28 protein-coding genes are annotated in these 24,384 nt (G+C 76.1%); 14 read left to right on the plus strand and 14 right to left on the minus strand.

Going from position 1 to position 24,384, the window contains the following annotated elements; genetic code table 11:
* Positions 1-36: 36 nt before the first annotated feature.
* From ITJ85_RS03195 to ITJ85_RS03210, 4 genes are all read right to left on the minus strand, one after another.
* Positions 37-1,467 carry a trypsin-like peptidase domain-containing protein gene (locus ITJ85_RS03195; RefSeq protein ID WP_217914913.1) on the minus strand — a complete coding sequence of 477 codons (1,431 nt, stop codon included), beginning with the start codon at positions 1,465-1,467 and terminating at the stop codon, positions 37-39.
* 73 nt (positions 1,468-1,540) lie between these two features.
* Positions 1,541-1,918 carry a hypothetical protein gene (locus tag ITJ85_RS03200; protein ID WP_217914914.1) on the minus strand — a complete coding sequence of 126 codons (378 nt, stop codon included), beginning with the start codon at positions 1,916-1,918 and terminating at the stop codon, positions 1,541-1,543.
* Positions 1,909-3,339: an Ig-like domain-containing protein gene (locus ITJ85_RS03205; protein WP_217914915.1), complete on the minus strand. Its 1,431-nt coding sequence runs from the start codon at positions 3,337-3,339 to the stop codon at positions 1,909-1,911. The genes ITJ85_RS03200 and ITJ85_RS03205 overlap by 10 nt, the downstream gene beginning before the upstream one ends.
* A gap of 126 nt (positions 3,340-3,465) precedes the next feature.
* Positions 3,466-5,064, minus strand: a complete 1,599-nt coding sequence (locus tag ITJ85_RS03210) for a lysyl oxidase family protein (RefSeq protein ID WP_217914916.1) — start codon at positions 5,062-5,064, stop codon at positions 3,466-3,468.
* 81 nt (positions 5,065-5,145) lie between these two features.
* Here ITJ85_RS03210 and ITJ85_RS03215 point away from each other — a divergent pair, with 81 nt between their 5' ends.
* Genes ITJ85_RS03215 through ITJ85_RS03225 form a run of 3 tightly spaced genes read left to right on the plus strand, consistent with a single transcriptional unit; the run spans position 5,146 to position 6,258 of the window.
* The gene (locus tag ITJ85_RS03215) at positions 5,146-5,397 is read left to right on the plus strand and encodes a MoaD/ThiS family protein (protein WP_217914917.1); all 252 of its coding nucleotides are present in this window, start codon (positions 5,146-5,148) and stop codon (positions 5,395-5,397) included.
* The gene (locus ITJ85_RS03220; RefSeq protein ID WP_217914918.1) at positions 5,394-5,846 is read left to right on the plus strand and encodes a molybdenum cofactor biosynthesis protein MoaE; all 453 of its coding nucleotides are present in this window, start codon (positions 5,394-5,396) and stop codon (positions 5,844-5,846) included. Before ITJ85_RS03215 ends, ITJ85_RS03220 begins: the two co-directional genes overlap by 4 nt.
* Entirely contained in the window at positions 5,836-6,258 is a 423-nt protein-coding gene (locus tag ITJ85_RS03225) for a hypothetical protein (RefSeq protein WP_217914919.1), read from the plus strand. The genes ITJ85_RS03220 and ITJ85_RS03225 overlap by 11 nt, the downstream gene beginning before the upstream one ends.
* Positions 6,259-6,291: 33 nt before the next feature.
* Here ITJ85_RS03225 and ITJ85_RS03230 read toward each other — a convergent pair whose 3' ends face one another.
* The 3 genes from ITJ85_RS03230 to ITJ85_RS03240 are packed head-to-tail and all read right to left on the minus strand — an operon-like array spanning position 6,292 to position 7,864.
* Positions 6,292-6,774 (minus strand): hypothetical protein, encoded by a 483-nt coding sequence (locus ITJ85_RS03230; protein ID WP_217914920.1) that lies wholly within the window; start codon positions 6,772-6,774, stop codon positions 6,292-6,294.
* An 18-nt stretch (positions 6,775-6,792) separates the two neighbouring features.
* Positions 6,793-7,287 (minus strand): peptide deformylase, encoded by a 495-nt coding sequence (locus ITJ85_RS03235; RefSeq protein ID WP_217914921.1) that lies wholly within the window; start codon positions 7,285-7,287, stop codon positions 6,793-6,795.
* Between the two features lie 49 nt (positions 7,288-7,336).
* On the minus strand, positions 7,337-7,864 hold the full coding sequence (locus ITJ85_RS03240; RefSeq protein WP_217914922.1) for a glycine cleavage system transcriptional repressor: 528 nt from the start codon (positions 7,862-7,864) through the stop codon (positions 7,337-7,339).
* A gap of 95 nt (positions 7,865-7,959) precedes the next feature.
* Between ITJ85_RS03240 and ITJ85_RS03245 the strand changes: the two genes are divergently transcribed.
* Positions 7,960-9,156 (plus strand): ATP-grasp domain-containing protein, encoded by a 1,197-nt coding sequence (locus tag ITJ85_RS03245; protein WP_217914923.1) that lies wholly within the window; start codon positions 7,960-7,962, stop codon positions 9,154-9,156.
* 12 nt (positions 9,157-9,168) lie between these two features.
* Here the strand turns inward: ITJ85_RS03245 and mptA are convergent, their stop codons facing one another.
* The gene (gene mptA / locus ITJ85_RS03250; RefSeq protein ID WP_217914924.1) at positions 9,169-10,155 is read right to left on the minus strand and encodes a GTP cyclohydrolase MptA; all 987 of its coding nucleotides are present in this window, start codon (positions 10,153-10,155) and stop codon (positions 9,169-9,171) included.
* A 138-nt stretch (positions 10,156-10,293) separates the two neighbouring features.
* Between mptA and ITJ85_RS03255 the strand changes: the two genes are divergently transcribed.
* On the plus strand, positions 10,294-11,397 hold the full coding sequence (locus ITJ85_RS03255) for a sigma-70 family RNA polymerase sigma factor (protein ID WP_217914925.1): 1,104 nt from the start codon (positions 10,294-10,296) through the stop codon (positions 11,395-11,397).
* On the opposite strand, the gene ITJ85_RS03260 is transcribed toward ITJ85_RS03255, so the two are convergent.
* Together ITJ85_RS03260 and ITJ85_RS03265 are read right to left on the minus strand one after the other, a co-directional pair.
* Complete coding sequence (locus ITJ85_RS03260; RefSeq protein WP_217914926.1) at positions 11,394-12,128, minus strand: response regulator transcription factor; 735 nt, start codon at positions 12,126-12,128, stop codon at positions 11,394-11,396. The genes ITJ85_RS03255 and ITJ85_RS03260 overlap by 4 nt on opposite strands.
* A 107-nt stretch (positions 12,129-12,235) precedes the next feature.
* Positions 12,236-12,625: a carboxymuconolactone decarboxylase family protein gene (locus tag ITJ85_RS03265; protein ID WP_217914927.1), complete on the minus strand. Its 390-nt coding sequence runs from the start codon at positions 12,623-12,625 to the stop codon at positions 12,236-12,238.
* Positions 12,626-12,684: 59 nt separating this feature from the next.
* On the opposite strand from ITJ85_RS03265, the gene ITJ85_RS03270 reads away from it, so the two are divergent.
* The gene (locus ITJ85_RS03270) at positions 12,685-13,185 is read left to right on the plus strand and encodes a MarR family winged helix-turn-helix transcriptional regulator (RefSeq protein ID WP_217914928.1); all 501 of its coding nucleotides are present in this window, start codon (positions 12,685-12,687) and stop codon (positions 13,183-13,185) included.
* Here the strand turns inward: ITJ85_RS03270 and ITJ85_RS03275 are convergent.
* Positions 13,182-14,279, minus strand: coding sequence for a lysylphosphatidylglycerol synthase transmembrane domain-containing protein (locus ITJ85_RS03275; RefSeq protein WP_217914929.1), 1,098 nt, complete (start codon positions 14,277-14,279; stop codon positions 13,182-13,184). The two genes, ITJ85_RS03270 and ITJ85_RS03275, sit on opposite strands and share 4 nt — an antisense overlap.
* Entirely contained in the window at positions 14,276-15,076 is an 801-nt protein-coding gene (locus ITJ85_RS03280) for a polysaccharide deacetylase family protein (RefSeq protein ID WP_217914930.1), read from the minus strand. The genes ITJ85_RS03275 and ITJ85_RS03280 overlap by 4 nt, the downstream gene beginning before the upstream one ends.
* A gap of 180 nt (positions 15,077-15,256) precedes the next feature.
* Between ITJ85_RS03280 and ITJ85_RS03285 the strand changes: the two genes are divergently transcribed.
* Genes ITJ85_RS03285 through ITJ85_RS03295 form a run of 3 tightly spaced genes read left to right on the plus strand, consistent with a single transcriptional unit; the run spans position 15,257 to position 17,607 of the window.
* Positions 15,257-15,589: an FmdB family zinc ribbon protein gene (locus ITJ85_RS03285; RefSeq protein WP_217914931.1), complete on the plus strand. Its 333-nt coding sequence runs from the start codon at positions 15,257-15,259 to the stop codon at positions 15,587-15,589.
* A 22-nt stretch (positions 15,590-15,611) separates the two neighbouring features.
* Positions 15,612-16,958: a TrkH family potassium uptake protein gene (locus ITJ85_RS03290; protein ID WP_217914932.1), complete on the plus strand. Its 1,347-nt coding sequence runs from the start codon at positions 15,612-15,614 to the stop codon at positions 16,956-16,958.
* Entirely contained in the window at positions 16,951-17,607 is a 657-nt protein-coding gene (locus ITJ85_RS03295; RefSeq protein ID WP_217914933.1) for a potassium channel family protein, read from the plus strand. The genes ITJ85_RS03290 and ITJ85_RS03295 overlap by 8 nt, the downstream gene beginning before the upstream one ends.
* 54 nt (positions 17,608-17,661) lie before the next feature.
* On the opposite strand, the gene ITJ85_RS03300 is transcribed toward ITJ85_RS03295, so the two are convergent.
* Positions 17,662-18,831, minus strand: coding sequence for an LCP family protein (locus ITJ85_RS03300; RefSeq protein WP_217914934.1), 1,170 nt, complete (start codon positions 18,829-18,831; stop codon positions 17,662-17,664).
* A 58-nt stretch (positions 18,832-18,889) separates the two neighbouring features.
* On the opposite strand from ITJ85_RS03300, the gene rsmI reads away from it, so the two are divergent.
* A complete protein-coding gene (gene rsmI, locus ITJ85_RS03305) occupies positions 18,890-19,759 on the plus strand; it encodes a 16S rRNA (cytidine(1402)-2'-O)-methyltransferase (RefSeq protein ID WP_217914935.1) in 870 nt (289 codons plus the stop codon).
* Here the strand turns inward: rsmI and ITJ85_RS03310 are convergent.
* Positions 19,711-20,253 carry a nucleotidyltransferase domain-containing protein gene (locus ITJ85_RS03310; RefSeq protein ID WP_217914936.1) on the minus strand — a complete coding sequence of 181 codons (543 nt, stop codon included), beginning with the start codon at positions 20,251-20,253 and terminating at the stop codon, positions 19,711-19,713. The two genes, rsmI and ITJ85_RS03310, sit on opposite strands and share 49 nt — an antisense overlap.
* Before the next feature lie 14 nt (positions 20,254-20,267).
* Here ITJ85_RS03310 and metG point away from each other — a divergent pair, with 14 nt between their 5' ends.
* Genes metG through ITJ85_RS03330 form a run of 4 tightly spaced genes read left to right on the plus strand, consistent with a single transcriptional unit; the run spans position 20,268 to position 24,235 of the window.
* Complete coding sequence (gene metG, locus ITJ85_RS03315) at positions 20,268-21,800, plus strand: methionine--tRNA ligase (protein WP_217914937.1); 1,533 nt, start codon at positions 20,268-20,270, stop codon at positions 21,798-21,800.
* A complete protein-coding gene (locus tag ITJ85_RS03320) occupies positions 21,722-22,546 on the plus strand; it encodes a TatD family hydrolase (protein ID WP_281412236.1) in 825 nt (274 codons plus the stop codon). Before metG ends, ITJ85_RS03320 begins: the two co-directional genes overlap by 79 nt.
* A gap of 31 nt (positions 22,547-22,577) precedes the next feature.
* On the plus strand, positions 22,578-23,375 hold the full coding sequence (rsmA, locus tag ITJ85_RS03325) for a 16S rRNA (adenine(1518)-N(6)/adenine(1519)-N(6))-dimethyltransferase RsmA (RefSeq protein ID WP_246496356.1): 798 nt from the start codon (positions 22,578-22,580) through the stop codon (positions 23,373-23,375).
* 38 nt (positions 23,376-23,413) lie between these two features.
* Positions 23,414-24,235, plus strand: a complete 822-nt coding sequence (locus ITJ85_RS03330) for a 4-(cytidine 5'-diphospho)-2-C-methyl-D-erythritol kinase (RefSeq protein WP_217914939.1) — start codon at positions 23,414-23,416, stop codon at positions 24,233-24,235.
* Positions 24,236-24,384: the final 149 nt, after the last annotated feature.

The raw sequence follows: 24,384 nt of genomic DNA on the forward strand, positions 1-24,384 counted from the left end.
ATCGCCGCCGCCGCGCCGCGGTCCCGCGCGCCCCGGTCACTTCAGCGACAGCCGGACCCGCTCGGCCGGGCCGCCGGTCAGCGCGTAGTCCCCGTCCGGCGTCTCCTCCATGGGGAGCATCCGGGCGATGAACGTCTCGCGCCGCTCCACGTCGCCGATCGCGTCACAGTAGTCCGCGAGGCGCGCCTCGATGGGTTCGGGGTCCTGGCCGGGCCGCTCGATGGCGGTCAGCAGCATCGGCGCCTCCACGCCCGCCGCCGCGGCCGGCGTGCCGGGCACCACGTCGGTGACGATCGCGCCCTGCTGGCCGGGCACGAACTCGAGGCCGAGGCCGGTCCAGCCGATGGAGACGCCGCGCCGCAGCTGGGCGACGATCTGCTTCACGTGGTCGACCCCGATCGCGTAGTTCTGCGAGCCGCGCGCACCGGTGGCCACGCCGACCAGTTCGCCGTCGGCGTTCACCAGCGGGCCGCCCGAGTTGCCGCGGTTGAAGGTCGTGTCGGTGAGGATCAGGTTCGGCAGGTCTGGCACGTCGAATCGGAGCTGGTCGTTGGAGAACGAGGTGCGCACGTCCGAGACGGTGCCGGTGGTCTGCACGTAGTCGATGCGGTCCGACTCGGTGCCCGGGAAGCCGAGCGCCGTGACCCGGTCGCCCTGGCGCAGCTCGGACTGGCTCGACATCGGCAGCGTGCGCAGCCCCTCGGGCGCGATCCGCAGCACGGCCAGGTCCTCGCACACGGCCGCGCCGACCAGCTCGGCGTCACGCTCCTCGAGGGGGGTGTCCTCGGCGCCCTCCGCGGGCTCGCCGGAGGCCACCGACACGGTGTAGAGCGTGCCCGCGTTCACGACGTGGTTGTTGGTCACCACGAGGCCGCGCTCGGCGTCGAGCACCCAGCCCGAGCCGGTGGCGGCGTGCCCGGCGCCGTCGGCAGCGTTCACGACCACCACGGAGGGGCGCGCGTCCTCGACCACGTCGGCCAGGGCGCCGTCGTCCCAGATCACCCCGCCCAGCCAGAGGCCGAGGATCGCGAGGCCCGTCAGGGCGACCACGCCGCCGGCGATGCCCGCGAGCAGCCCGCCGGGGGCGCGGGACGGGCCATCGTCGGGGTCGTCGGGACGCGGCTCCACCACCCGGCCCGCCGCCGCACCGACCTGCACCACGGTGCCGGCCGCGGGCCCGGTGCGGGAGGTGACGATCTCCGTCTCGCCGATGAGGACCGCCTCGCCGCCCTCGAGCACGACCGGCGCGTGGAGGATGCGGCCGTCGACCCGGGTGCCGTTCGACGACCCGAGATCCTCCAGCTCGGCGCGCCCGTCCTCGAGTGGGGTCAGCGCGGCGTGCTGCCGGGAGACGAGCGGGTCGTCGAGGACGAGGTCGCAGTCCTCGTCGCGGCCGATCAGGAAGCGCTCGCCGGTCACCCGGACGTCGCGCTCCTCGCCGTCGGCGGTGTGAATCCTCAGCCACATGTGGCGCATCCTCCTGGCGATGCTGCCGCCCGCCCGAGCGGCGCGAACGGGGATGGGGTGGGGTGGTGTGCGGTCAGCGGAAGTCCTCGAAGCCGTCGTCCGGGGCGGGCGCCGGGGTGGGGGCGGGGGCCGGTGCCGGGGTGGGCGCGGGGGCCGGTGCCGGGGTGGGCGCCGGCGCGCTCGGCCCGGGCGCGGCGGGCGCGGGGGCGGGCGGCGCGGGCTCGGGCTCGGGCGTGGTGCGCATGGCGGGCAGGCGCCCGAGCGGCTCGACCGCGGCGATCCGCTGGGCGGGCCGCGCCACCACCGCGGCCGCGGCGGCCGGGCCGGGCGCCGCGACGGGCGCGGGCGCGTCGTCCCGCGTCGCGCGGCCCGCCGCGAAGGCGGCCCCGAACGCGACGATCGCGGCGGCCGCCACGGCGAGCGGCAGGCGGGCCGCCGGCGTCAGCCGCACGCCCGGATCCTGGTGCCGACGAGCTCGCACGTCTTCGTGGCCGGGCCGTTGCGCGTGATCTTGAGACGGTGATAGCTGCCGATCGCGCCGGGGCGCGTGATGCGGAAGTCGATGCGGGTGCCGACAGCGAGCGGCCGCCGGCCGAGCAGCGTCTTGAGCTTCGGCGCGGCGGTGCGGAGGCGGATCGTGCGGCCGTCGGCGCACGCGCGCCGGGGGCTGCACGTGATCTGCACCCGCACCCGGCCGCTCACGTCCTTGCGCAGGCGGCCGTCGCCGCCGGTCACCCGGACGCTGAGGAAGGCCCCCGGCTTGACGCGGCACCAGCGAACCATCGAGCGCACCACGCGGCAGCGCACGAACGGCTCGAGCCGCGACGAGATGACCGGCACGACGGGCGGGGCGGGCGGCGCGCCGGTCACCGGCACGGCCGGCACGGCCGGCGTGGGCGCCGGGTCACGGGGCGTAACGGGGACGATGTCGATCGGGATCTCGACGGGCGGCGGAGGCGGGGGCGGCGGCGCCCCGGTGTTGCGGACCGTGACCGTGATCGAGGCGACCGCGCGGTTGTTGGCCTCGTCGAAGGCCTCCGCACGGAGGGTGTGCTGACCCTCGGTGAGTTTGCGCGTGTCGAGCTCGCAGCCCCAGGGCGCGAAGCGCTGGATCTCGTGGAGCACGTCGTCGACGAAGATCTCGACGCGGTTGACCCGCACGTTGTCCGACGCGACGACCTCGCATCGCTTCGCGCCGTTGGAGGCCACCTCGCTGTAGACGCCGGAGATGACCGCGCCGCCCGCCGGGGCGCTCCAGCGGACGCTGGGCCGGACCTCGTCGGGGGCCGGCGGCGGCGGCTGGAAGCCATCGAAGAAGAAGCCGGCGATCTCGTCCGCCCCCGGGAGCGCCCCGTACGTGACCCGGGTGGGCGACACGCAGGTCACCAGCCGCCCGGCGAGCTCGGGTCGCTCGACGGTCACCGTCAGCAGGTCGCCGGCGAGGTTGAAGAACCCGACCCCCCGGTCGTCGTAGTCGGTGCGCGGCAGGCGGTTCGTGGTGACCTGGCGGACGCTGTCGCCGGACGGGCCGCGCACCACTTCGATGCGGACCTCGAGGTCGCTGCCCCTGCCCCAGTCGCAGTAGCCGGCGGCGGATGCCGAGCCCGTGTTGAGCACGACGACGAACTCCGTGTGGCGGCCGTTCTGGACGACCGGGACGGGCTGGTGGAACCGCACCTGGGTGGTGAGCCGCCCGGTGTCGGGGTCGTGCGCGATGGTGAGCTGTGCCGCATCCGGCCGGGAGTAGCCATCCGCCGAGCCGACGTCGCCGGCGGGGTCGAGGAGCGTGCCCGAGCGCGGCGCGCCGACCGCCGTCCCCGCCAGGACGAGCAGCAGGATCAGCGATGGGACGAGCCGGCGCGCGATGCGCATGGGTGCTTCCTCCGGGGCCGGTGGGGGGCGGGGCGCTCACCCCGCCGGGGGGCGAGCGTATGTCCCGCCACGGTTTCGTAAACCTGGTCGCTCGGGGGGTTCTCCGCGACGTCCGGCCGCGGCCCGCTAGGCGCGGGGCCGCGCGAGCAGTCGGACGGACGCGCGCCGGCCGCCGGTGCCCTTGAGGCCGACGGCGACGCGGACCGTGCTGCGGGCGAGGCGGCGCGGCAGCACCAGCTTGCAGGCCACCCTGCGCCCGGCCCTCGCGCCCACCCTGCACCGCGCCACGGCGCGGCCGTTGCGGATGGCGCTGACGACCAGGCGCCCGTCGACCCGGGCGGTCGTGCGCACGGCGATGATGCGGCCGCGGCGCGTGACCGACGGCCGCACGAGCAGGCCGTTGCCGCCGGCCACGGCCGCCCCGCCGGTGGGCAGCCCCGGCGCGCCGACCTTCGGCGGCACCGGCGCGATTGCGATCTGGACCTGCGCGGAGACGGACGGGTCGTCGGCGCTCGTGGCGCGGATCGTCGCCGTGCCCCCGGCCGGCGGCGTGGCCGGGGCCACGTAGAGCCCGCCGGGCGAGATCGCGCCGGCGCTCGCGCTCCAGGTGACTGCGCCCGCGGGGGACAGGACGGCGCCGAGCTGGACCGAGGTGCCCGCCACCATGGACGCCGGCGCGCCGGAGATCTGCAGGGTCGGCGCGGTGCGCTGCCCGACCTGGATCGTCACGGGCGCCGTCGCCGGGTTGCGGGGGAACCCGGCGACCTCGCCGCTGCCGCTGTGCGCCGTGAAGGTGAAGGAGTCGGGCCCCGAGTAGCGCGGGTCCGGCGTGTACAGCACCTGGCCGCCGGTGATCTCCTGCCCCACCGCCACGTTGAGCGTGCCGTGGGCGGGGGCCGACGCGACCCGGAACCGCCTGGCGCCGGCCGCGCCGCCGCCGTGGGTGAGGGCGGCGAGCGTGATCGGCCGCGCCGACGAGCCGCCCGGCACCTGCACGGGCCCGACCGGCTGCGCGACGTGGCCGGGGATCGTGAACGCCGTGTAGGCCGAGCCGTTGTTGCCCTCGTTCGACTCGCGGATCACGTTGTTCGGGTCGGAGACCGCCGACAGGCGGTACGGGCCGGGCGCCGTGCGGGAGACGTCGACCCACTGGAAGGTGAGTCCGGCGTCGTAGACGTCGCGCCATCCGGCGGACACGCCCATGGACAGCTCGGTGGCCCACGGCTTGCCCTGCTGGCAGAACGCCTGGGGCGAGTACGCCTGCTCGTCGCGCACCGGGGCGCTGCTCGGCGTCCACTCGATGTCGTACAGGCAGAAGCCGACCTTCTGCCCCGGGGCGACCTCGACGGTGCTGTCCGCCCGCACCAGCGAGTAGTACATCGCGTTCATCAGGTGGAAGTGGTCGTGACCGTCGGCGGTCTCGTAGGTCACCCGCGGCGCGCCGACCTCCGTCCAGGTGGAGCCGTCCCAGGTGCGCTGCTTCATGCCGCCGCCGACGCTCGGGTCGCCGGTGATGTCGAGCGGGCCGGTGCCGACGTTGGTCACGTAGCCGTCGAAGCGCAGCAGCAGCCGGCCGCCGTTGGCCTCGAGGTACGCGTTGCGCGGCGGATCGGAGCGCAGATCCGGCATCCCGCTGTTGGGGGCACCGAAGCCGATGATCGGCAGGGCGGCGGCCGCGGAGGCCGCGACGGCGAGGAGGGGGAGGATGGTTCTGCGTGTCGGCATTGGGCGAACCTATGAGAACCGACGATCGGCGGGCCACTAGACGAACGGGGGGGTCGGCCCCGCCGCGGGTATCATCCGGCGATGGCCGAGATCCGGGTCACCGTCCGCCTGTTCGCCTCGCTGCGCGAGGCCGCCGGCACCGGCTCGCTCGACATGCGCCTGCCGCCGGCCACCCCCGTCGGGGCGGTGTGGAGCCACCTGCCCGACGCCCTGCGCGCGGGCGCGCCGCCCGAGGGGCTGCGCTACGCGCTGAACCACGTGTGGACCCTGCCCGGCGCCCCCCTGCGCGAGGGCGACGAGGTGGCGCTGGTGCTGCCGGTGTCGGGCGGATGATCGGGCTCAACGAGGGGCCCATCGACCCCGCGGCGGTCCTCGCCGCGGTCGCCGACCCGGACCACGGCGGCACCGCGCTGTTCGTGGGCACCACCCGCCGCGAGGCGGGCGAGCGCGAGGTGGCCGAGCTGTTCTACGAGGCCTACGAGGAGCTCGCCCTGGCCGAGATGCAGGCGATCGCCGAGGAGGCCCGCGAGGCCTACGGCGCGAAGGTCGCCGTGCTGCACCGCGTCGGCGCGGTGGCCGTGGGCGAGCCGAGCGTCGCGGTGGCGGCCTCGGCCGGCCACCGGCCGGCGGCGTTCGCGGCATGCCGCCACGTCATCGACGAGCTCAAGGCGCGGGCGCCCATCTGGAAGCAGGCCGTGCGCGCCGACGGCGCGGCGGCCTGGATGGACGGCCGCGCCGTCGCACCCGTCCCCGAGGCCGCGAGGAGGCCCGATGCCCGCTGACCCGTCCCGCCCCGGCATTGGCCTCGACGAGCCGATGGTCGCGCCGCCCATCCCCGACGTCGACCAGGAGGTCGACCAGGAGGAGGAGCTGTGGACCGACGACTCCGGTGAGGACTACAGCGGCTGGTACTGCGTCCGCACCGACCCGTGGCCCTGCCCGGCCGAGGGGTGCACCTTCGTCGCCCAGTTCCTCACCGCGGCGCACCTGGTGATCGTGTGGCCCGAGATCGACGACCCCAGCCTGCTGCGCCACGCGGCGGCCGCCCGCGACGCCGGCCGCAACCCCCGGCCCGAGGTCTACGAGCCGGCGTTCGGCCCGGCCTGCTCGTACTACCAGTGGGAGGCGGCCGGCCACCCGGTGCACGCCGTGCGCGGCGGCGGCGAGGGGGACGTCTACTCCAAGCGCCGGTAGGGCGCGGCGCGGCCGCGCCGCGCCGCGCCGGGGTCAGTCGATCACGATCCCGATGACGACCTGACGCACGACGCCGTCGCGCACCCGCAGCAGCGTGACGCGCCGGCCCGGCTCCTCGGCCCCCAGCACGCACGAGCGGACGCCGCCGAGCGACCGGCAGGTGAGGCCCCGGATCGTGCTGCGCGCACGGGCCTCCGTCGAGCCCACGCCCACGCCCCCGCGGGTGCGGTGCGCCGGCGAGCGGGTCGACACCGAGGTCACGCGGCGCGCGCCCTGCAGCGTCACGGTGAGCCCGCGGTAGAGCAGCCGCGTGCGCGGGCCGAAGATGGTGGTGTCGTGCACGGTCCGCACCGGCGCACCGAGCACGTCGCGGACGCGCTCCTCGGTCTGGCCGATCTTCGCGCCGGCGATGCCGTGCTGCGGCACGATCAGCGCCGCGGCGCCCGCGGCGGGGAGGGCGAGGCCCGCGCTCGCCGCCGCCGCGCAGAGCCATCCGATGCGTCGTGCGGTGATCATGCGGCGAGCCTACCGGCGTCAGCGCCGCCGCGGGAAGACGTCCAGCGTCAGCGAGGCCACCCGGTCGAGGATCAGCACGCCGTCGAGGTGGTCGATCTCGTGGAGGATCGCCCGGGCCTCGAAGCCGGCCGACTCGATGCGCCGCCGCGCCCCGTCGAGGCCGGTGGCCTCCACGGTCACCCGGGTCGCGCGGCGCACGTTGGCCGTGATGTCGGGCAGCGACAGGCACCCCTCGCGGCCGATCTCCTCGCCGTCGGCCTCGAGCACGACCGGGTCGATGAGCCACAGCGGCCCCTGGGCGTCGGGCGCCTTGCGGTGGCCGGTGCAGTCGACCCAGGCCATCCGCCACATCTCGCCGATCTGGGGCGCGGCGATGCCGACGGTGCGCGGGAACGACCGCGCCGTCTCCACCAGGTCCCCGGCCAGGCGCAGGGCCGCGGGGCCGGGATCGCCGACGGGGGCGCAGCGCTCCTTGAGCCGGCGGTCGGGGTAGCGCAGGACCTCGCGGATCACGCCGCCCGCCCCGCGACGCGGGCGCGCGCACCACTCGCGGCGCGGGGCACTAGAGGACCTCGTCGCCCTCGTGCTCGATGCTCATCTCCACGCCGTGCGACTCCGCGACCCGCCGCAGCGCGCGGCGCAGCCCGTCGAGGGGGGCGCCGGCCTCGTGCTCGAACTCGATGCCGAGCACGTAGAGCGGCGGGTCGCCCACCACGCGGGCGGTGAGGTCGACGATGTTCGCCCCGTGGGTGGCGAGGGCGACCGCCATGCCGTGGACGATGCCCGGGTGGTCGGCGCCGTAGACGGACAGCACGGCGCGGGCGGGGGTCGGGCCCGCGGGCCGGTCGGCAGCCGGGCCCACCCACATGCCGAGGCCGAGCTCCTCGGCCACCGGGCGCAGCGCGGCCTCGACCTCGGCGGCGCCCACACCGTCGGGCACCGCGACGGCGAGCACGGTCGCGAACGAGCCGCGCAGCAGCGCGGCGCGGGTCTCCTCGAGGTTGCCGCCGACCTCCAGCAGCGCGCCGGTGAGGGCGGCCACGATGCCGGGCCGGTCGGCGCCGACGGCGGTGACGACGACCTGGTTCACGCCCGCAGGCTACCGGCCCGCCGACCTGACGAGCGCCTGACCACCGTGCGCCCCGACGCTCGACCCGTCCCCCTGCGCGTGCCGATGGGTGCGCCATGCCCACCGCGATGCTCGTCCGAGAGGCCCACGCCCCGCCGCGGCGCCGCGAGCGCGGCGCGCCGGCCGTGGTGCTCGTCGTCTGGTGCGGTCACCGCCCGGGCCCCTGGGCGCTGCGATCGCTGCGCGCCGCGGGGCACCGCGTCATCGCGGCGCACCCGGCCGGCGCCCCCGGCGGCCGCTCCGCCGCGTGCCCGCGGCCGCGCCGCTACCCATCGCCGCAGCGCGAGCCCGCCGCCTTCCTTGGCTGGCTGTCCGCCACGTGCGCGGCGGAGGGCGTCGACGCGGTGCTCCCGCTCGACGAGGACGTCGTCCGGCTGCTGGCCGAGCGCGAGCCTCCGCTCGGGGGCGCCGTCGTGGCCGGCCCGGACGCGCGCCAGTACCGCATGCTGTGCGACAAGCTCGAGCTGGCGGCGACCGCGGCGGCCGCCGGCGTGGACCACCCGGCGAGCGTCGAGGTCACGGCCGAGGGGCCGAGGGGGGCCTGGCCGCCCCTGCCGTCGATCGTCAAGCCGCGCACGTCGATCTCGGACGCCGTCCGCGCCCCGGTCGTCGCGGTCCCCACGGCCGCCGAGCGGGACGCCGCCGTCGCGCACCTGCGCCGCTCGGGCCTCGACGCGGTGGTGCAGGAGCAGATCGTGGGCCAGGCGTGGGTGCTGCACTGCGTGCGCGACGCGGCCGGCGCCTTCGCGATGGTGGCGGCGAGGGTCGCCACGACGTACCCGCGCGTCGTCGGCACGAGCTCCGTGTCGCGCGTGGTGCCGGCGCCGCCGGGGCTGGAGGCCGCCGCGCGCCGCCTGCTCGACGTCGCGGGCTACGTGGGGCCGTGCTGCATGAACCTGCTCGAGCGCGGCGGTCGCTGGTGGTTCCACGACGTCAACCTGCGCCTGGCCGCCTCGGTCGGGGCCGCCGTGGCCGCCGGCTTCGACCAGCCGGCCCTCGGCGTCGACGCGGCGCTCGGCCGGTTCACCCCGCCCGACCCCGCCGCGCTGCGCCCGGTGACCTACGTGCCGCTGCAGGGCGAGTGCGCGGCCCTGCGCGACGCCCGCGCCGGGCGCATCGACGAGTCGCCGCGGGCGGTCGCGGCGCGCATCGCGCGCGCCGCGGTGGCCCCCGGCGAGCTGCTCGACCCGCCGCTGCGCGACCCCGCCTGGGCCCTGGGGCGGCTGGCCGCGGCCGTGCGCGCCCGGGTCTAGCCGGACCCGGGCTCAGGCGGCCCCGTCGAGCCACTCGGTCATGGACAGGTGCCGCGCCCGCCCGGCGGTGCCTGAGAGCTCCGCGCGGATCTCGCCGACGAGGCCGTGGCGCTCGGCCTCGACGTCGTGGGTGTGGATGGTCTCGAAGTTCGCCTGGTGGGCGAGCACGAACGCGTCGTCCGGGAGCGACGGCAGGCGCTCGAGGGTGCCGGCGATCATCTCCCGCACCGAGTCCTCCACGAACCGCGGCCGCCGGTGCGCGCGATCGACGACGAACTGCTCGTCGGGCCGCTTCATGAGCTCGTAGATCTCCGACGACATGCCGTCGAGGACGATCTCGAGCAGGGCGTCGGCGTCGATGCCCTCGCCCGAGGGGGTCCCGAGGTAGAGCGTGCCGCGCGCGCGCTGGTTGTGGGTCGCGATCGGCACCAGCCGCACGATGCGGTCGATCTCCTCGTCGCTGAAGCCGTCGGCGCGCAGGTCGTCGGCGGCCTGGCCGCGCAGCAGGCCCTGGGCGCAGGGGCAGGCGTTCATGCCCTGGGCGGTCACGCCCACGAGGCGGCGGCTCCAGGACGGTCCGGCGGCCGCCACGCCGATGAGCCCGTACATCTCCTGGGTGGCGATGCCGGTCACGGGGGTGAGCTTCTCGACCGGGTAGGAGGCGCGGATGGTGATCTCGCTGCGGCGGGCGCGCTGGCGCTCCACCACGCGCTGGGCGATGTGCTCGGCGAGCACCTCGATGCGCAGCGCCTCGCCGAGCACCACCTCGTCGATCGCCTCGTTGACCGTCTCCTCGAAGCGCGACATGTGCACGCCCTTCTGCTCCGGGCGCAGGTCCGAGAAGCACGCGATCTCGGCGTGGAAGAGCCGCTCGTCGCCGTCGTGGCGGATGCGGATCGCCTTCGCGGAGTGCGTCACGCCCGCGCGGGTCAGGCCGATCGCGGCGCTCGGCCGCGCCTCCTGCAGATCCTCGACGGCGCCGTGCCGGGTCGTGCTCATGCGGTTCGCTCCCCTCGTCGCGTGCGTCCGGCCGTCCGGGGCACCCGGTGATTGTGCCGCACTCGTCCGGCCGGGGCCGCCGGGCGCATCGGTATGCTGCGCGTGACTCCGTCCGCCCCCTGAGGAAGGACCGCGAGAATGACGTCTGCCCCCGCCCGCCGTGCCGTCGAGATCGCGCTGCCGGACGTCGAGGAGATGCGGGCGCTGGCGTCCGACGGCCGCGAGAAGGGCTACCTCACCTACGACGAGATCCTCACGGCGCTGCAGGACGCCGAGGTGACCAAGGAGCAGGTCGAGCAGTTCCACTCGCACCTCGTCGAGATCGGTGTGGAGGTGCTGGACCGCGACGGCGAGGTGGCCGGGCGCGGCACCGCCCGGCCCGCGGACCGGGCGGCCGAGCTCGACCTCAGCGTCGAGCCCAGCCTCGACAGCCTGCGGCTCTACCTGCGCGAGATCGGCCGGGTGCCGCTGCTGACGGCCGCCGAGGAGGTGGCGCTCGCCAAGCGCATCGAGCGCGGCGACATGTCGGCGAAGGCGGCCATGGTCGAGGCCAACCTGCGCCTCGTGGTCTCGATCGCGAAGGGCTACCTCGGCCGCGGGCTCTCGTTCCTCGACCTCATCCAGGAGGGCAGCCTCGGCCTCATCCGGGCCGTCGAGAAGTTCGACTACCGGCGCGGCTTCAAGTTCTCGACCTACGCCACCTGGTGGATCCGCCAGGCGGTCACGCGGGCGATCGCCGACAAGGCGCGCACGATCCGCATCCCGGTCCACATGGTGGAGAAGCTCAACAAGGTCGTGCACCTCGAGCGCCAGCTCGTCCAGCGGCTGGGGCGCGAGCCGCGGGCCGAGGAGATCGCCGAGGAGCTGCGGATGAGCCCCGACGAGGTGCGCGAGATCCTCCGCATGGCGCAGCTGCCGGTGAGCCTCGAGAAGCCGATCGGCGAGGAGGAGGAGTCGGAGCTCGGCGACTTCGTCGAGGACGAGGCCGCCGCGTCGCCGTTCGACGAGGCCTCGGTCAACCTGCGCCGCACCGACATCCTGCGGGCGCTCGACGCGCTGCCCGACCGCGAGCGGAAGGTCATCGAGCTGCGCTTCGGCCTGCAGGGCGAGCAGCCGCGCACGCTCGAGGAGGTCGGCCGGGCCTTCGGCGTCACCCGCGAGCGCATCCGCCAGATCGAGAACAACACCCTCAAGAAGCTGGAGGCGCTGCCCGAGGCGCAGGCGCTGCGGGACTCCGCCTAGCCCGCCGGCACCGGGCCCGCGCCCGCGGGTGCCGGCAGCCGGCGCGGGGTGGGCAGGAAGCGGTAGCCCACCCGGTGGAAGGTCTGCACGTAGGTGTAGCCGCCGCCGGACTCGTCGACCTTTCGCCGCAGGCGCCGCACGAGCACGTCGACCGAGCGGTCGCCGTGCGCCCGCTCGCCGCCCCACACGCGCCGGAAGATCTCGTCGCGGGACATCGCGCGCTCGCGACCCTCCACGAGGGTCCAGAGCAGCCTGAACTCGAGCGGCGTCAGCTCGGCGGGCCGCCCGGCCACGGCCACGGTCATGCGCTCGGGGTCGATCACCAGGTCGCCCTCGCGCACCGGCGGCCGCTCGCCGCGCTCCCGCTCGGCGGCGTTGCGCCGCAGGGCCGCGCCCACGCGGGCGATCAGCTCGCGCATGGAGAACGGCTTGCCCATGACGTCGTCGGCGCCCATGGAGAGCACCTCGACGCGGTCGTGCTCGTTGGTCCGGGCGCTGACCACGATGATCGGCAGCCGCGGCGACCACTCGCGCGCCTGGCGGATGAGGTGCCAGCCGTCCACGCCCGGCAGCATCAGGTCGAGCACGATCGCGTCCGGCGGCCCGCCGCGCAGGGCGCGCAGCGCCTGCAGCCCGTCGGGGGCGATCGTGGGCGCGAAGCCCGCCGCCCGCATGTGGAACGCCATCGCCTCCGCGGTGCTCTCGTCGTCCTCGACGATCAGGATCTCCATCGCGGTCTCCGTCGCGCGCTCGCCTCCCCAGGCAGACTCGCGCCCGTGCCGTGACGATCCTGTGAAGCGCCGGTGAAGCCGCGGATACCGCGGCCGGCGGCCGCGGGTCATGCGCCCGGCGCGGCCTCCGCCTCGGCGAGGATCGGCTCCGCCGTCTCGAGGGCCGACCACGCGGCGGGGAAGCCCGCGAGGCCCGAGACGGCGATCAGCACCTCGCGCACCTCGTCGGGCGTGACGCCGGCCCCGAGCGCGCCGCGCACGTGCCAGCCGAGCTGCGTGTGGGCGCGCAGCGTCGCCGTGATCGCCATCGCCACGATCGAGCGGTCACGGCGGGACAGCCCCGGCCGGCCCCAGAGGTCGGCGAACGCGAACGCCGAGGTCATCTCCTCGAGGTCCGGCGAGACGCTGCGCCAGCGATCGACGGTGCCCTCGCCCATGTGCAGCTCCGCCAGCCGCCGGCCGCGCTCGAGCCGGTCGCCCTCGTCGTCCCTGGCCATCGTCGTGCCTCCGCGTCGCGCGGCGTGCGGCCGATCCGCCCGCCTGGTAAACTACTTGCATGCGCAAGCAAACGCTAGAGGGGCGCGCCGCGGCCGTCAACCGGGGCCGGGACGGCGAGCGGCTCGCGCCGCTCGAGCTGGCGGCCTGGCGCGGCATGCTCCGGGCCCACGCCGACGTGGTGCGCCGGCTCGACGCCGACCTGCGCGCGCGGCACGGGCTGTCGCTGACCGACTACGAGGCGCTGATGCTCGTGGGCGACGCGCCGCGCCACCGCATGCGCGTGTCGGAGCTGGGGTCGGCGACGCTGCTCAGCGTGAGCGGCGCGAGCCGCATGGTCGACCGCCTCGCCCGCGAGGGCCTGGTCGAGCGCGCGGCGTGCGAGGAGGACGGGCGGGGCGCCGAGGTCGTCCTCACGGCGGCCGGCCGCGAGCGCCTGCGTGACGCACGGGCGGCGCACCTGCGCGGCGTGCGCGCGGCGTTCCTGTCGCGCTTCGACGACGACGAGCTCGCCGCGATGGCGGCGATGTGGGAGCGGCTCGGGGAGCCGGGCGGGCGCTAGCTGCGGGCGAGCGGGTCGGCGCGCGCGGCCTCGGCCCGTTGCTCGCGACGGTCCTCCGCCTCGGCCTCGCGTCGCAGCTGGCCGAAGCCGACGCCCTCGGCGACCAGGAAGAGGAACCCGACCGCCACGCCGACCACGGCCTCGGTCGCCTGCAGGACCACCGAGAACGCGAGCGCCTCGGCGGCGTGGACGCCGTAGGAGGCCGTCAACGGCACCACCGCGGCGGCCTGGAAGACGAGCAGGTTGCCCGGCAGCACCGGGAACGCCTGGGCCAGCGTGATGGTCACGAGCAGCAGGCCCGCGCCGCCCCATCCGACCTCGTCCAGGCCGAAGGCCATCAGCGTGAAGTAGATGCCGGCCCACTGGGCGAGCCAGCTGAGCAGGCTCGCGCCGACGACGGTCGCGAGCTGACGCGGCTCGCGCAGGCCCAGGTGGCTCTCGCGCACCCCCACCCAGAACCGCTCCATCGCCCGTCGCGCCCGCGCCCACAGCGGCCCGGTGTCGAGCCAGGGCGGCAGCTGCCGCCCGGGACCGGAGAGGGTCGCCACCAGCACGATCGCCAGGCAGGCGGCGCCGAGCCCCACCGAGGCGAACCAGGCGTACGAGGGCAACGGCATGAACAGCCCGATCCCCACCACGAGCCCGACCCAGGTGATCGTGCTGACGAGGTTCTCGGCCACCACCGTGCCGAGCAGGGTGGTCGTCGGCGGGCGGGGGCCGCGCCGCGCCATCCGCCGGCGCAGCAGCATGGCCTTCACGAGCTCGCCCACCCGCGCGGCGAGCACGGTGTTGAAGAGGAAGCCGATGAACAGCGGCGGGATCACGTCGACGTAGCGGGTCCGCTGCCGCCGCCCGGGGAGCGCGTCCACGACCCCCTTCCAGGCGAGGCCCTTGAACGCGACGGAGGCGAAGTTGGCGGCCACCGCCACGGCGAGCAGCGCCCACGACGTGATCTTGAACGCGTCGTGGACCTCGCCGAGGTCGAGCTTCCAGACCGCCAGCGCGCCGACCGCCACGATCACCGCGACGCGCAGCGCCGGCAGCCCCCAGCGCCGCAGGGGCGAGCGGCGCGCCGCTCCGGCGCGCGTGGTCACGCGGCGGCCACGAGGCGGCCCATGGGCACGAGCTCCAGGCCGCGCTCGCGCGCGGCGCGGCAGATCTCGGGCAGCGCGTCGGCGGTCTGCTGGCGCGGCCGTCCGGGCGCCCAGCCGTCGGCGTCGTGGAGCAGGATCACGGCGCCCGGCTCGAGCGCGCGCTCCACGCGGCGGGCGATTGCCGCGGCGCCCGGCTCGGCCGAGTCGAAGACGCCGCGCGTCCAGGCGGCCGGCCGGTAGCCGGCGCGGCGGCAGCCGAGCGCGGTGGCCGGCCCGCGGAAGCCGTGGGGCGCGCGGAACAGGCGGCTCATCGCGTCGGGCCCGGCCGCCCGCGCCACCGCCCGCTCGGTGCGCGCGAGCTGCTCGGCCACGTGCCGGGCCCCGCGCCAGATGAGGATGCCGTGGTCGTACCCGTGGCTGGCGACCTCGTGGCCCTCCTCGACCATCCGGCGCACGAGCCCGGGGTGGCGCTCCACCTGGCGCCCCAGCACGAAGAAGGTGGCCCGCACGCCCTCGGCCGCCAGGGCGTCGAGCACGTGGGGGGTCGAGGGCCCCGGGCCGTCGTCGAAGGTGAGCGCCGCGCGCGGCACGTCGGCGGGGCCGCGGTGCACCACCCGGCCGAGCAGCGGCGAGCTGGGCAGGTACGCCGACGCGCCGACGGCCGCGGCCGCGCCCGCGACGGCGAGCCCGGCGAGCGGGCGGCGGCGCGCCGCGGCGGCGGCGCAGAGGGCCACGGCGGCGCCCGCCCATACGGTGCGATGCACGGCCTGGCCCTTTCGCATCGGGGGCTGCGTCATGGCTGGGGAGATGCGGCCGGTCGGTGGTGGGTTCCCCGCCGCAGCGCGATCGTACCCAACGCCGCGCGGGCGCCGTGCCCGCGCGCCGTTGGCACACTCTGGTGGAGAGTGCCAATGCCGCCCCCGGGGCGTCCGCTATCATGGGGCGTCGTCCGGACGTCCGTCGTACGAGGTGTCTGCGTGCCGTTCTACGAGTACCGATGCGAGAAGGGGCACACCTTCGAGGTGATGCAGCGCATGAGCGACGATCCGCTCACGGAGTGCGAGGTCTGCGGCGCCCCCGCGTCGCGGGTCCTGTTCGCCCCCGCGATCCACTTCAAGGGGACCGGGTTCCACAACACCGACTACGGCACGAAGCGCCGCAGCCCGGGCGGTGACGACGGCGGCTCCTCGGGCGACTCGGCCTCCTCCAACGGGTCCGGCGCCGCGGGTGGCGCGTCCGACTCGGGATCGGGCTCCGGCACGGGGGCCGCCTCCTCCGCCTCGAAGACGGTGGGCCTGGACAAGGTCTGACCCGGCGGGCCGGACCGGGCCCATGGCGCAGACACTCAGAGCCCGGGGGCGGGCCCACCCCGCCCAGCTGGTCGTCGGCGGCTTCGCGCTGACGATCATCGCGGGCGCGCTCGTGCTGGCCCTGCCGTTCGCGCGAGAGGGGCCGGAGCGGGCGCCCCTCGACGTGGCCCTGTTCACCTCGACCAACTCCGTCGCGCTCGGCGGGATGGCGGTGGTCGACCCCTCGACGTACTGGAGCCCCGCCGGCCAGGCGGTGATCCTGGCCCTGATCCAGGTCGGCGGCATCGGCATCGTGACCGGCGCCTCGCTGCTGTTCCTGGTCGTGGCGCGCGACGTGGGCCTGCGCAACCGCCTCGCCGCGCAGACCGAGCTGCACACGGTCGATCTCGGCGGCACCCGCCGGCTGATCGTCGCGATCATCGGCTTCACGCTGGCGTTCGAGGCGGTCGCCACGGCCTCGATCGTCGGCAGGCTGTGGCTCGGCCACGACCGCTCCATCGGGGACGCCGCCTGGAACGGCCTCTTCCACGGCGTGGCGGCCTTCAACAACTCCGGCCTGTCGATCTTCCCGCAGGGCATGGCGTCTATGGCCGGCGACCCCTGGATCCTCATCACGGTGGCGCTGGCCGTCATCGCCGGCGGGCTGGGCTTCCCGGTGTGGCTCGAGCTCGTGCGCGGTCGCCAGCGACCGGGCCGGTGGAGCCTGCACACCAAGCTGACGCTCGCCACGACGGCCTTCCTGCTGGTCTTCGGCATCGCCGCGGTCACGGCCATCGAGTGGGCCAACCCGCGCACGCTGGGGGCGATGGAGGGCGCCGACCGGCTGGTCGCCGGCGTGTTCTCGGGCGTCATGCCCCGCACGGCGGGCTTCAACGTGATCGACTACGGGCAGGCCGAGCCCGACACCCTGCTCGTCACCGAGATGCTGATGTTCGCGGGCGGCGGCAGCGGCTCGGTGGCGGGCGGCATCAAGGTGACGACGTTCGCGCTGCTGTTCCTCATCGTGTGGGCCGAGCTGCGCGGCGATCCCGAGGTGACCGCCTTCCGCCGCCGCGTCCCCGGCGCGGTGCAGCGCCAGGCGCTGACGATCGCGGTGATGTCGGTCAACGCGGTGGTGCTGGGCGCGCTGGTGATGATGTCGACCCACGACGTCGGCTTCGCCGACGCGCTGTTCGAGTGCGTGGCGGCCTTCAGCACCGCCGGTCTGTCCACGGGCGTCACGCCGCAGTTGAACGACGTCGGGCGGGCTGTTGTCATGGTGCTGGTATTCCTCGGCCGCGTGGGCCCCGTCACGCTCGGGGTCGCGCTCATGCTGCGCGAGCGGCAGCGGCTGTACACCCATCCCGAGGAAAGGACGCTCGTTGGCTAAGAACGGGCAGACGCTCGTCATCGGCCTGGGGCGGTTCGGCCGCGGGGTCGCCGAGACCCTCGGCAAGCTGGGCCACGAGGTGCTCGGCGTCGACGCCTCGGCCCGCATCGTGCAGGCCTGCTCCACGGGCATGACCCACGTGGTGCAGGCGGACGCCACCGACGTGGAGGCGCTCCGCCAGCTCGGCGCGGCCGACTTCCCGACCGCCGTGGTGGCGATCGGCAGCGACGTGCAGGCCAGCATCCTCACCACGTACACGCTCGTGGACCTCAAGATCCCGCGCATCTGGGCCAAGGCGATCACGGCCGAGCACGGCGCGATCCTCGAGCGCGTGGGCGCCCACCGGGTGATCTTCCCGGAGCGCGACATGGGGGTGCGCATGGCCCACTCGCTGGTGGGGCGCACGATCGACTACCTCGAGATCGACGAGAACTTCGTGCTCGTCGAGACCACGGCGCCGCGCGAGGCGGCCGGCAAGACGCTGCAGGACGCCGGCCTGCGCAAGCGCTACCGCGTGACGGTGGTGGCCATCAAGCGGCCGGGGGGGCGGTTCACCTACGCGACCCCCGACACGGTCATCAACGCGGGCGACGTGCTGGTCATCGCCGGCGAGCCCAAGAGCGCGGAGCTGTTCGCCGACCTCGACTAGACGGCGGCCGGCGGCGCCGGCCACGCGCCGGGGCGCGCGATGCCCGGCGGCGGGCTAGTCGCGGGCGATGAAGCGGGCGATCTCCCGCTCGTTCTGGTCCGGGTTGGTCGACACGACGAACGAGATGCCGTCGATCATCTGGGGCTCCCCGGACAGCAGGATGCGGTCGTCGGGGCGCTGCTCGAGGCGGGCCTGCAGCCAGCCCATCTTCGCCATGTCGATGGTGCCGATGTCGGTCTGCAGCGAGCGCACCACGTCCGCTCCGCGCCAGGGCGCCAGCGGCAGGCTCGTGAAGGAGAGCACCTTGCTCTTGAGGGCCGCGACGATCGCCTGCTGGCGCAGGGCGCGGCCGAAGTCGCCGCCGCAGTCGCCCTGGCGGGCGCGGGCGTACTCGAGCGCGCGCGCCCCGTCGAGCTCGATGCGCCCGGCGGGGAAGCTCACCGTGCGGCCGGCCTCGTAGGGGCAATCGACCAGGGCCGTGGGGTTGCTGACGGTCACCCCGCCGACGGCGTCGACCATCGTCGGGAAGCCGGCGAACTTGATCACGATGATGTGGTGCACCGGCAGCCCGGTCAGCCGCTTGACCGCCCGGATCGCCCCCGCCTGGCCGTAGAAGAAGAACGCCGCGTTGATCTTCTGGGCGCCCTGGCCCGGCAGGTCCACGCGGTAGTCACGCGGGATCGACAGGTAACGGATGCGGCCCGCGTCGGGGTCGGTGCGCATCAGCAGGATCGTGTCGGCGCGGCTGCGCGTCTGGCCGCGCCGTGTGTCGACGCCCAGGATGAGCGTGTTCTGCGGCGTGCCGAGCATCCCGCCCGGCGCGTCGTCGAGCGCGGCCCGGGCGGAGGGCGTGATCTTGCCGTTGGCCTCGTCGACCGCGCCGTCGAGCGCCATGTAGCCCAGCCCGCCCCACACGAGCACCGCGAGCAGCAGCAGGGCGAGCCCGCGCGCGACCCAGCCGCCGGGGCCGAGGCCGCGGAACGACCACCACGGCCGGCCGTCGCGCTGCAGCTCGCGCAGGCGCCGCCGCTCGTCGCGGCTCGGGCGGGGGCGCGGGAGCCCCTCGCCGGTGCGCCGGGGCGGCGCCGCGGGCGGGGCCCCGCCGCCGCCGGGCGCGCCGTTCTCGCGGGCGTTCAGCTCACGGAGCGCCTGCAGGCCGTCGGCCTGGCCCTCGCCGTGCCCGCGGGCGCGGAAGCGCCGGTACGGCTTCGTCGTCCTGCTCATCGGCGGGCAATGGTAGCGTCAGTCGTCGCGGTGACCTCGTGAGCGGAAGGAGCCGTCCGTGGCCGGTGGGGGAGGCCTCGTGGTCGTCGGGACCCCCATCGGGAACCTCGAGGACCTTTCGCCGCGCGCCGCCCGGTGCCTGCGGGAGGCCGACCTGGTCGCGTGCGAGGACACCCGTCGCACGGCCGTCCTGCTGCGCCACGCCGGCGCGCAGACGCGCATGGTGCCCGTCCACCGCCACAACGAAGCCGGCCGGGTGGCCGACCTGGTGGCGCGCATGCGCGAGGGCGCACGGGTGGCCCTGGTCAGCGACGCCGGCATGCCGGTCGTCAGCGACCCCGGCTCGCGCCTGGTCCGCGCGGCAGCCGACGCCGGGCTGCCGGTCGAGGTCGTCCCCGGGCCGAGCGCGGTGATCGCCGCCCTGGCGGTGTCGGGCCTCGCCGGGGGCCACGGCTTCGCCTTCCTCGGCTTCGTCCCGCGCAAGGGGCCCGAGCGCCGCGCGGCCCTCGACCGGCTCGACCGCCTGACCGTCCCGGCGGTGCTGTTCGAGAGCCCGCAGCGCCTGCCCGCGCTGCTCGACGACCTCGCGGCCCGCTGGCCCGCGCGGCCGCTGGCGGTCTGTCGCGAGCTCACCAAGCTCCACGAGGAGACCGTGCGCGGCACGGCCGCCGAGGTGGCCGAGCGCCTCGCCGAGCCGCCGCGGGGTGAGATCGCCGTGGTCGTGGGCGCCGCGGCCGCGGCGGACGGCGACGACCCGGCCGGCTCCGCCGCCGACGAGCGCCTGCGCGAGGCGATGGCGATCCTCATCGACGCCGGCGTGGGCGCGGGCCGCGCCGCCGAGGCGGTCGCCGCGCTCGGCGTCGCCCCCCGCAACGCCGCCTACCGGGCGGGCCTCGAGGCCGCCGAGCGCAGGCGCGCCGCCACGTAGGCGGCCCGCGGGGGCGGCGCGTCGGCGCCGCCGGCGCCCGCGGCCGACGCCAGGGCCGCCCATTCGCCGAGCACGAGGGCGCGCACGACGGCCTCCTCGGGGGGCGCCGTCCGAATGGACCTCGCCGCGAGTCCGATCGGACGCGACCAGGCGCGCTGCAGGGCGAAGTCCGGCTCCAAGCGGTGCGTCGGGCCCTCCACGACGAGGTCGCAGGTGACGTCCACCTCCACCCCGGCCACCATCGTGCGCGCCCGCAGCGAGTCGCGCCCCCGGCCGCGGTCGCGGCGCAGCTCGGCGCCGAGGGCGCGCCCGGCGGCGGCCGCGTCGCGGCCGGGCACCTCGACGTCGATGTCGTGCGGGCGACGGGCGTGGCCCTGCAGCGCCCGCCCGGCGCTGCCGGCCAGCAGCCACTCGACGCCGGCCGCGTCCAGCCGGGCGGCCACCGCGAGCAGCGCGGCGAGGAGGCGGGGCGGCAGGGTGCGCGGCGGCGGCACTACACTCCCGGGTCGTGGCCGACGGACGCTTCTACCTCACGACGCCCATCTACTACGTCAACGCGGACCCGCACATCGGTCACGCGTACACGACGATCATGGCCGACATCGTCGCGCGCCATCACCGGCAGCTGGGCGAGGACGTCTTCTTCCTGACCGGCACGGACGAGCACGGCGGCAAGATCGCCACCTCGGCCGAGCGCGAGGGGCGCACGCCGCGCGAGCACGCCGACCTGCTGTCGGCCCGCTTCCGCGACCTCGGCGGGGTGCTCGACGCGAGCTACGACTTCTTCATCCGCACGACCGACCCGGAGCACGAGGCCGAGGTGCAGCGGATGTTCCAGGCGCTGCACGACTCCGGGGACGTCTACCGCGGCAGCTACGGCGGCTGGTACTGCTCGGCGTGCGAGGCGTTCTACGGGGAGGGCGACCTCCTGGAGGGGCGGCTGTGCCCCATCCACCGCACGCCGGTCGAGTGGGTCGAGGAGGACAACTGGTTCTTCGACCTCCCCGCCTACCGCGACCGCCTGCTCGCCCACTACGACGCCAACCCCGACTGGGTGCAGCCGCAGGCCCGCTACAACGAGGCGCGGCGCATGATCGAGCTGGGGCTCGAGGAGCTGTCGGTCTCGCGGGCGCAGGTCGAGTGGGGCGTGCCGGTGCCGTGGGACCCCGAGCAGACCATCTACGTCTGGATCGACGCGCTGCTCAACTACCGCACCGCGCTCGGCTACGCGCGGCCGGGCGAGGACCTGGTCGCCCGCTACTGGCCCCCCGACCTGCAGCTCATGGCCAAGGACATCCTCAAGTTCCACGCCGTCATCTGGCCGGCCATGCTGATGGCCGCCGGCCTGGAGCTGCCGCGCAAGCTGATGATCCACGGCTACGTCCTCAAGGGCGGCGAGAAGATGAGCAAGACCACGGGCAACGTGGTCGACCCCTTCCCGTTCATCGAGCGCTACGGCATCGATGCGCTGCGCTACTACCTGGCGCGCGAGGTGCGCTTCGGCGAGGACGGCACGTTCACCGCCGAGGGCTTCGAGGGGCGCTACTCGCAGGAGCTGGCCAACGAGCTCGGCAACCTGCTCAACCGGGTCGTGTCGATGGTGGGCCGCTACCGCGACGGCGTCGTGCCGGCGGACGCCGGCGACGAGGGCGAGCTCGCGGCCGAGGTCGCCGCCGCCGTCGAGGCCGCGCGCGGGTCCTTCGCGCGCCTCGACATCTCCCGCGCCATCGAGGAGGTGTGGCGGGTGGTGCAGCGGCTCAACCGCCTGGTGGAGCAGCGAGCCCCGTGGACGCTGGCCAAGGACCCCGCCCGCGCGGGCGAGCTCGACGCGACCCTGCACGCGCTCGCGGAGGGCCTGCGGATCGTCGCGATCCTCCTCTGGCCGGTGATCCCCGGCTCCGCGGAGCGCGTGCTCGCGGCGCTCGGGCAGGACCCGGCGGCGGTCGCGCTGGAGCGCGCCGCCTGGGGCGCCGGGGCGCCGTCGGCGCGGGTCGCGCCCTCCGGCCCGCTCTTCCCCCGCGTGGAGGAGGCGGCGGCGTAGTCGACAGCCACGCCCACCTCGACTCCTGCGACGCGCCGGCAACCGAGCTGGTGGCCGAGGCGGCCGCCGCGGGCGTGGAGCGCATCGTGACCATCGGCGTCGGACGGGCGTCCAGCGAGCGGGCCGTCGGGCTGGCGGAGCGGCACCCGGAGGTCTGGGCGACCGCGGGCGTCCACCCCAACGACGCCGACGGCTGGAGCGACGTCGACCTGACCTGGCTGCGCGAGCTGGCGGCCCACCCGCGCGTGGTGGCGATCGGCGAGTGCGGCCTCGACTTCTACCGCGACCACGCGCGGCCCGAGGCCCAACGCCGTGCGTTCGCCGCCCAGATCGGCCTGGCGCGGGAGGTCGGCCTGCCGCTGGTCATCCACACGCGCGACGCGGCGCGCGAGACGCTGGAGATGCTCGCCGCCGAGGCCGGCGACCACCCGGTGATCCTCCACTGCTTCTCGCTACCCGAGCACCTCGACGAGGTGGTGGAGCGCGGCTACTGGATGTCCTTCGCGGGGCCGGTGACGTTCCCGAAGTCGGTCGAGCTGCACCGCGCCGCCGCCCGGGCGCCCGCCGATCGGCTGCTCGTGGAGACCGACAGCCCGTACCTCGCGCCCGTCCCGCGGCGCGGCCGGCCCAACCGCCCGGCGAACGTCGCCCACACGCTGCGGTTCATCGCCGACCTGCGCCGGGTCACCGAGGGGGAGCTCGATGAGCTCACCACCGCCAACGCCGCCCGCGTCTTCGGCTGGTGAGCCGCCGGCCGCGGGCGGGCGCGTGGGCGTCATGCGCCTGCTGGCCGCCCACGGCCTGCGCCCGGACACCGACCTCGGCCAGCACTTCCTGCTCGACGAGAACCTCGTCGACCTGGCCGTGCGCGAATCGGGCGTCGGGCCGGACGACGTCGTGCTGGAGGTGGGCGCCGGCCTCGGCGTCCTGACCGTCGCGCTCGCGCGCGCGGCGGGCCACGTGCACGCCGTGGAGGTCGACCGCCGCTTGGAGGGCGCGCTCGCGGAGGCGCTCGCCGGGCTCCCCAACGCCTCGGTCGTCTGGGGGGACGCGATGCGGCTCCCGCTGGAGGAGCTCGATCCGGCGCCGACGGCCGTGGTCGCGAACCTGCCCTACTCCATCGCCACGCCGCTCGTCGTCGAGACGCTGTGGCGCCTGCCGGCGGTCCGCTCGTGGTGCGTGATGGTGCAGCGCGAGGTCGTCGACCGCTGGCTCGCCCCGCCCGGTTCGCGGCTCTACGGGGCGCCCTCGGTGCTGATCCGCCTCACCGCCGAGCCGGTCTTCCGCCGCTCCGTGGGGCGCGAGGTGTTCACCCCGCGGCCGCGGGTCGACTCGGCGCTCGTCGCCCTGCGGCGCGTCGCCCCGGGGCCGGCGCCCGCCGTGCGGGCGCTGGTGCGCGCGGCGTTCGCGGCCCGGCGCAAGACGCTCGTCAACGCGCTCGCCCTCGCCGGCTGCGACCGGGCCGAGGCCGCCCGCGCCGTCGCCGCGCTCGGCCACCCGGCCACCGTCCGCCCCGAGGCGCTGGCCCCCGCCGACTTCCCCGCCCTCGCGGAGGAGCTGCGCTGGACCGCCTGAGGCTCGCGGCGCCCGCGAAGCTCAACCTGCGCCTGCTGGTGGGTCCGGCGGGCGCCGACGGCTACCACCCGCTGCGCAGCCTGATGGTCGCGCTCGAGGGGCTCGAGGACACCGTCACCGTCGCCCTCGCCCCATCCGGCGGCCGCCAGGTGCGGTGCCCGGGCCTCGACGGGGCCGCCAACCTCGCCTGGCGCGCGCTCGACGCCCTCGAGGCGGAGGCCGGCCGTCCGCTGCCGGCCGTCGTGGACATCGAGAAGCGGATCCCGTCGCAGGCCGGCCTCGGCGGGGGCTCCAGTGACGCCGCGGCCGTCCTGCTGGCCGCCGACGCGCTGCACGGGCTGCGCCTCGGCGCCGACCGCCTCGAGGCGGTCGGCGCACGCGTGGGCGCCGACGTCCCGTTCTTCATCCGCGCCGGCGCCCAGTGGGCCGAGGGTCGCGGCGAGCGCCTGCGCCCCGCGTGCTGCCCGCCGTTCGCCGCCCTCCTGGTCAAGCCGGACGCGGGCCTGCCGACCGCCGACGTCTACCGGGCCTTCGACCGGCTCCCCGCCCCGCCGCCCGGCGACGGCGCCGGCGCGGACGTCCCCGCCGACGCCGCCCGGCTGCCCGGGTGGGTGCGCAACGACCTCTGGCCCGCCGCCCTCGCGCTGCGCCCCGCCCTCGGGGTCACCGCCCGCGCCCTCGCCGCCGCCGGCGCCCCCGCCGTCCTGCTGTGCGGCAGCGGCACCTGCATGGCCGGCCTCTTCCCGGATGCCGCCGCCGCCCGTTCCGCCGCCGCCCGGCTGCCCGCCGCCGCCGGGGCCTTCCGTGCCGTCGTCCGGGGCGCCCCCGCCCCCCGGCGGCCCCCCCTGCCCGCCGCCTGACAGCCAGCGCCCCTCGCGGAACCAGCGGCGCATGGTGCGCACGCTGGGCGGCCGGGCGGGACCGGCCTCGAGCGAGGCCAGCAGCGACCCGATCACCGCCGCCGGGTGCTCGCCGGCGGCGAAGCGCCGCTCGGCCTCGGCGCGCAGGG

The sequence above is a fragment of the Miltoncostaea marina genome (assembly GCF_018141525.1).
Taxonomy (GTDB): Bacteria; Actinomycetota; Thermoleophilia; order Miltoncostaeales; family Miltoncostaeaceae; genus Miltoncostaea; species Miltoncostaea marina.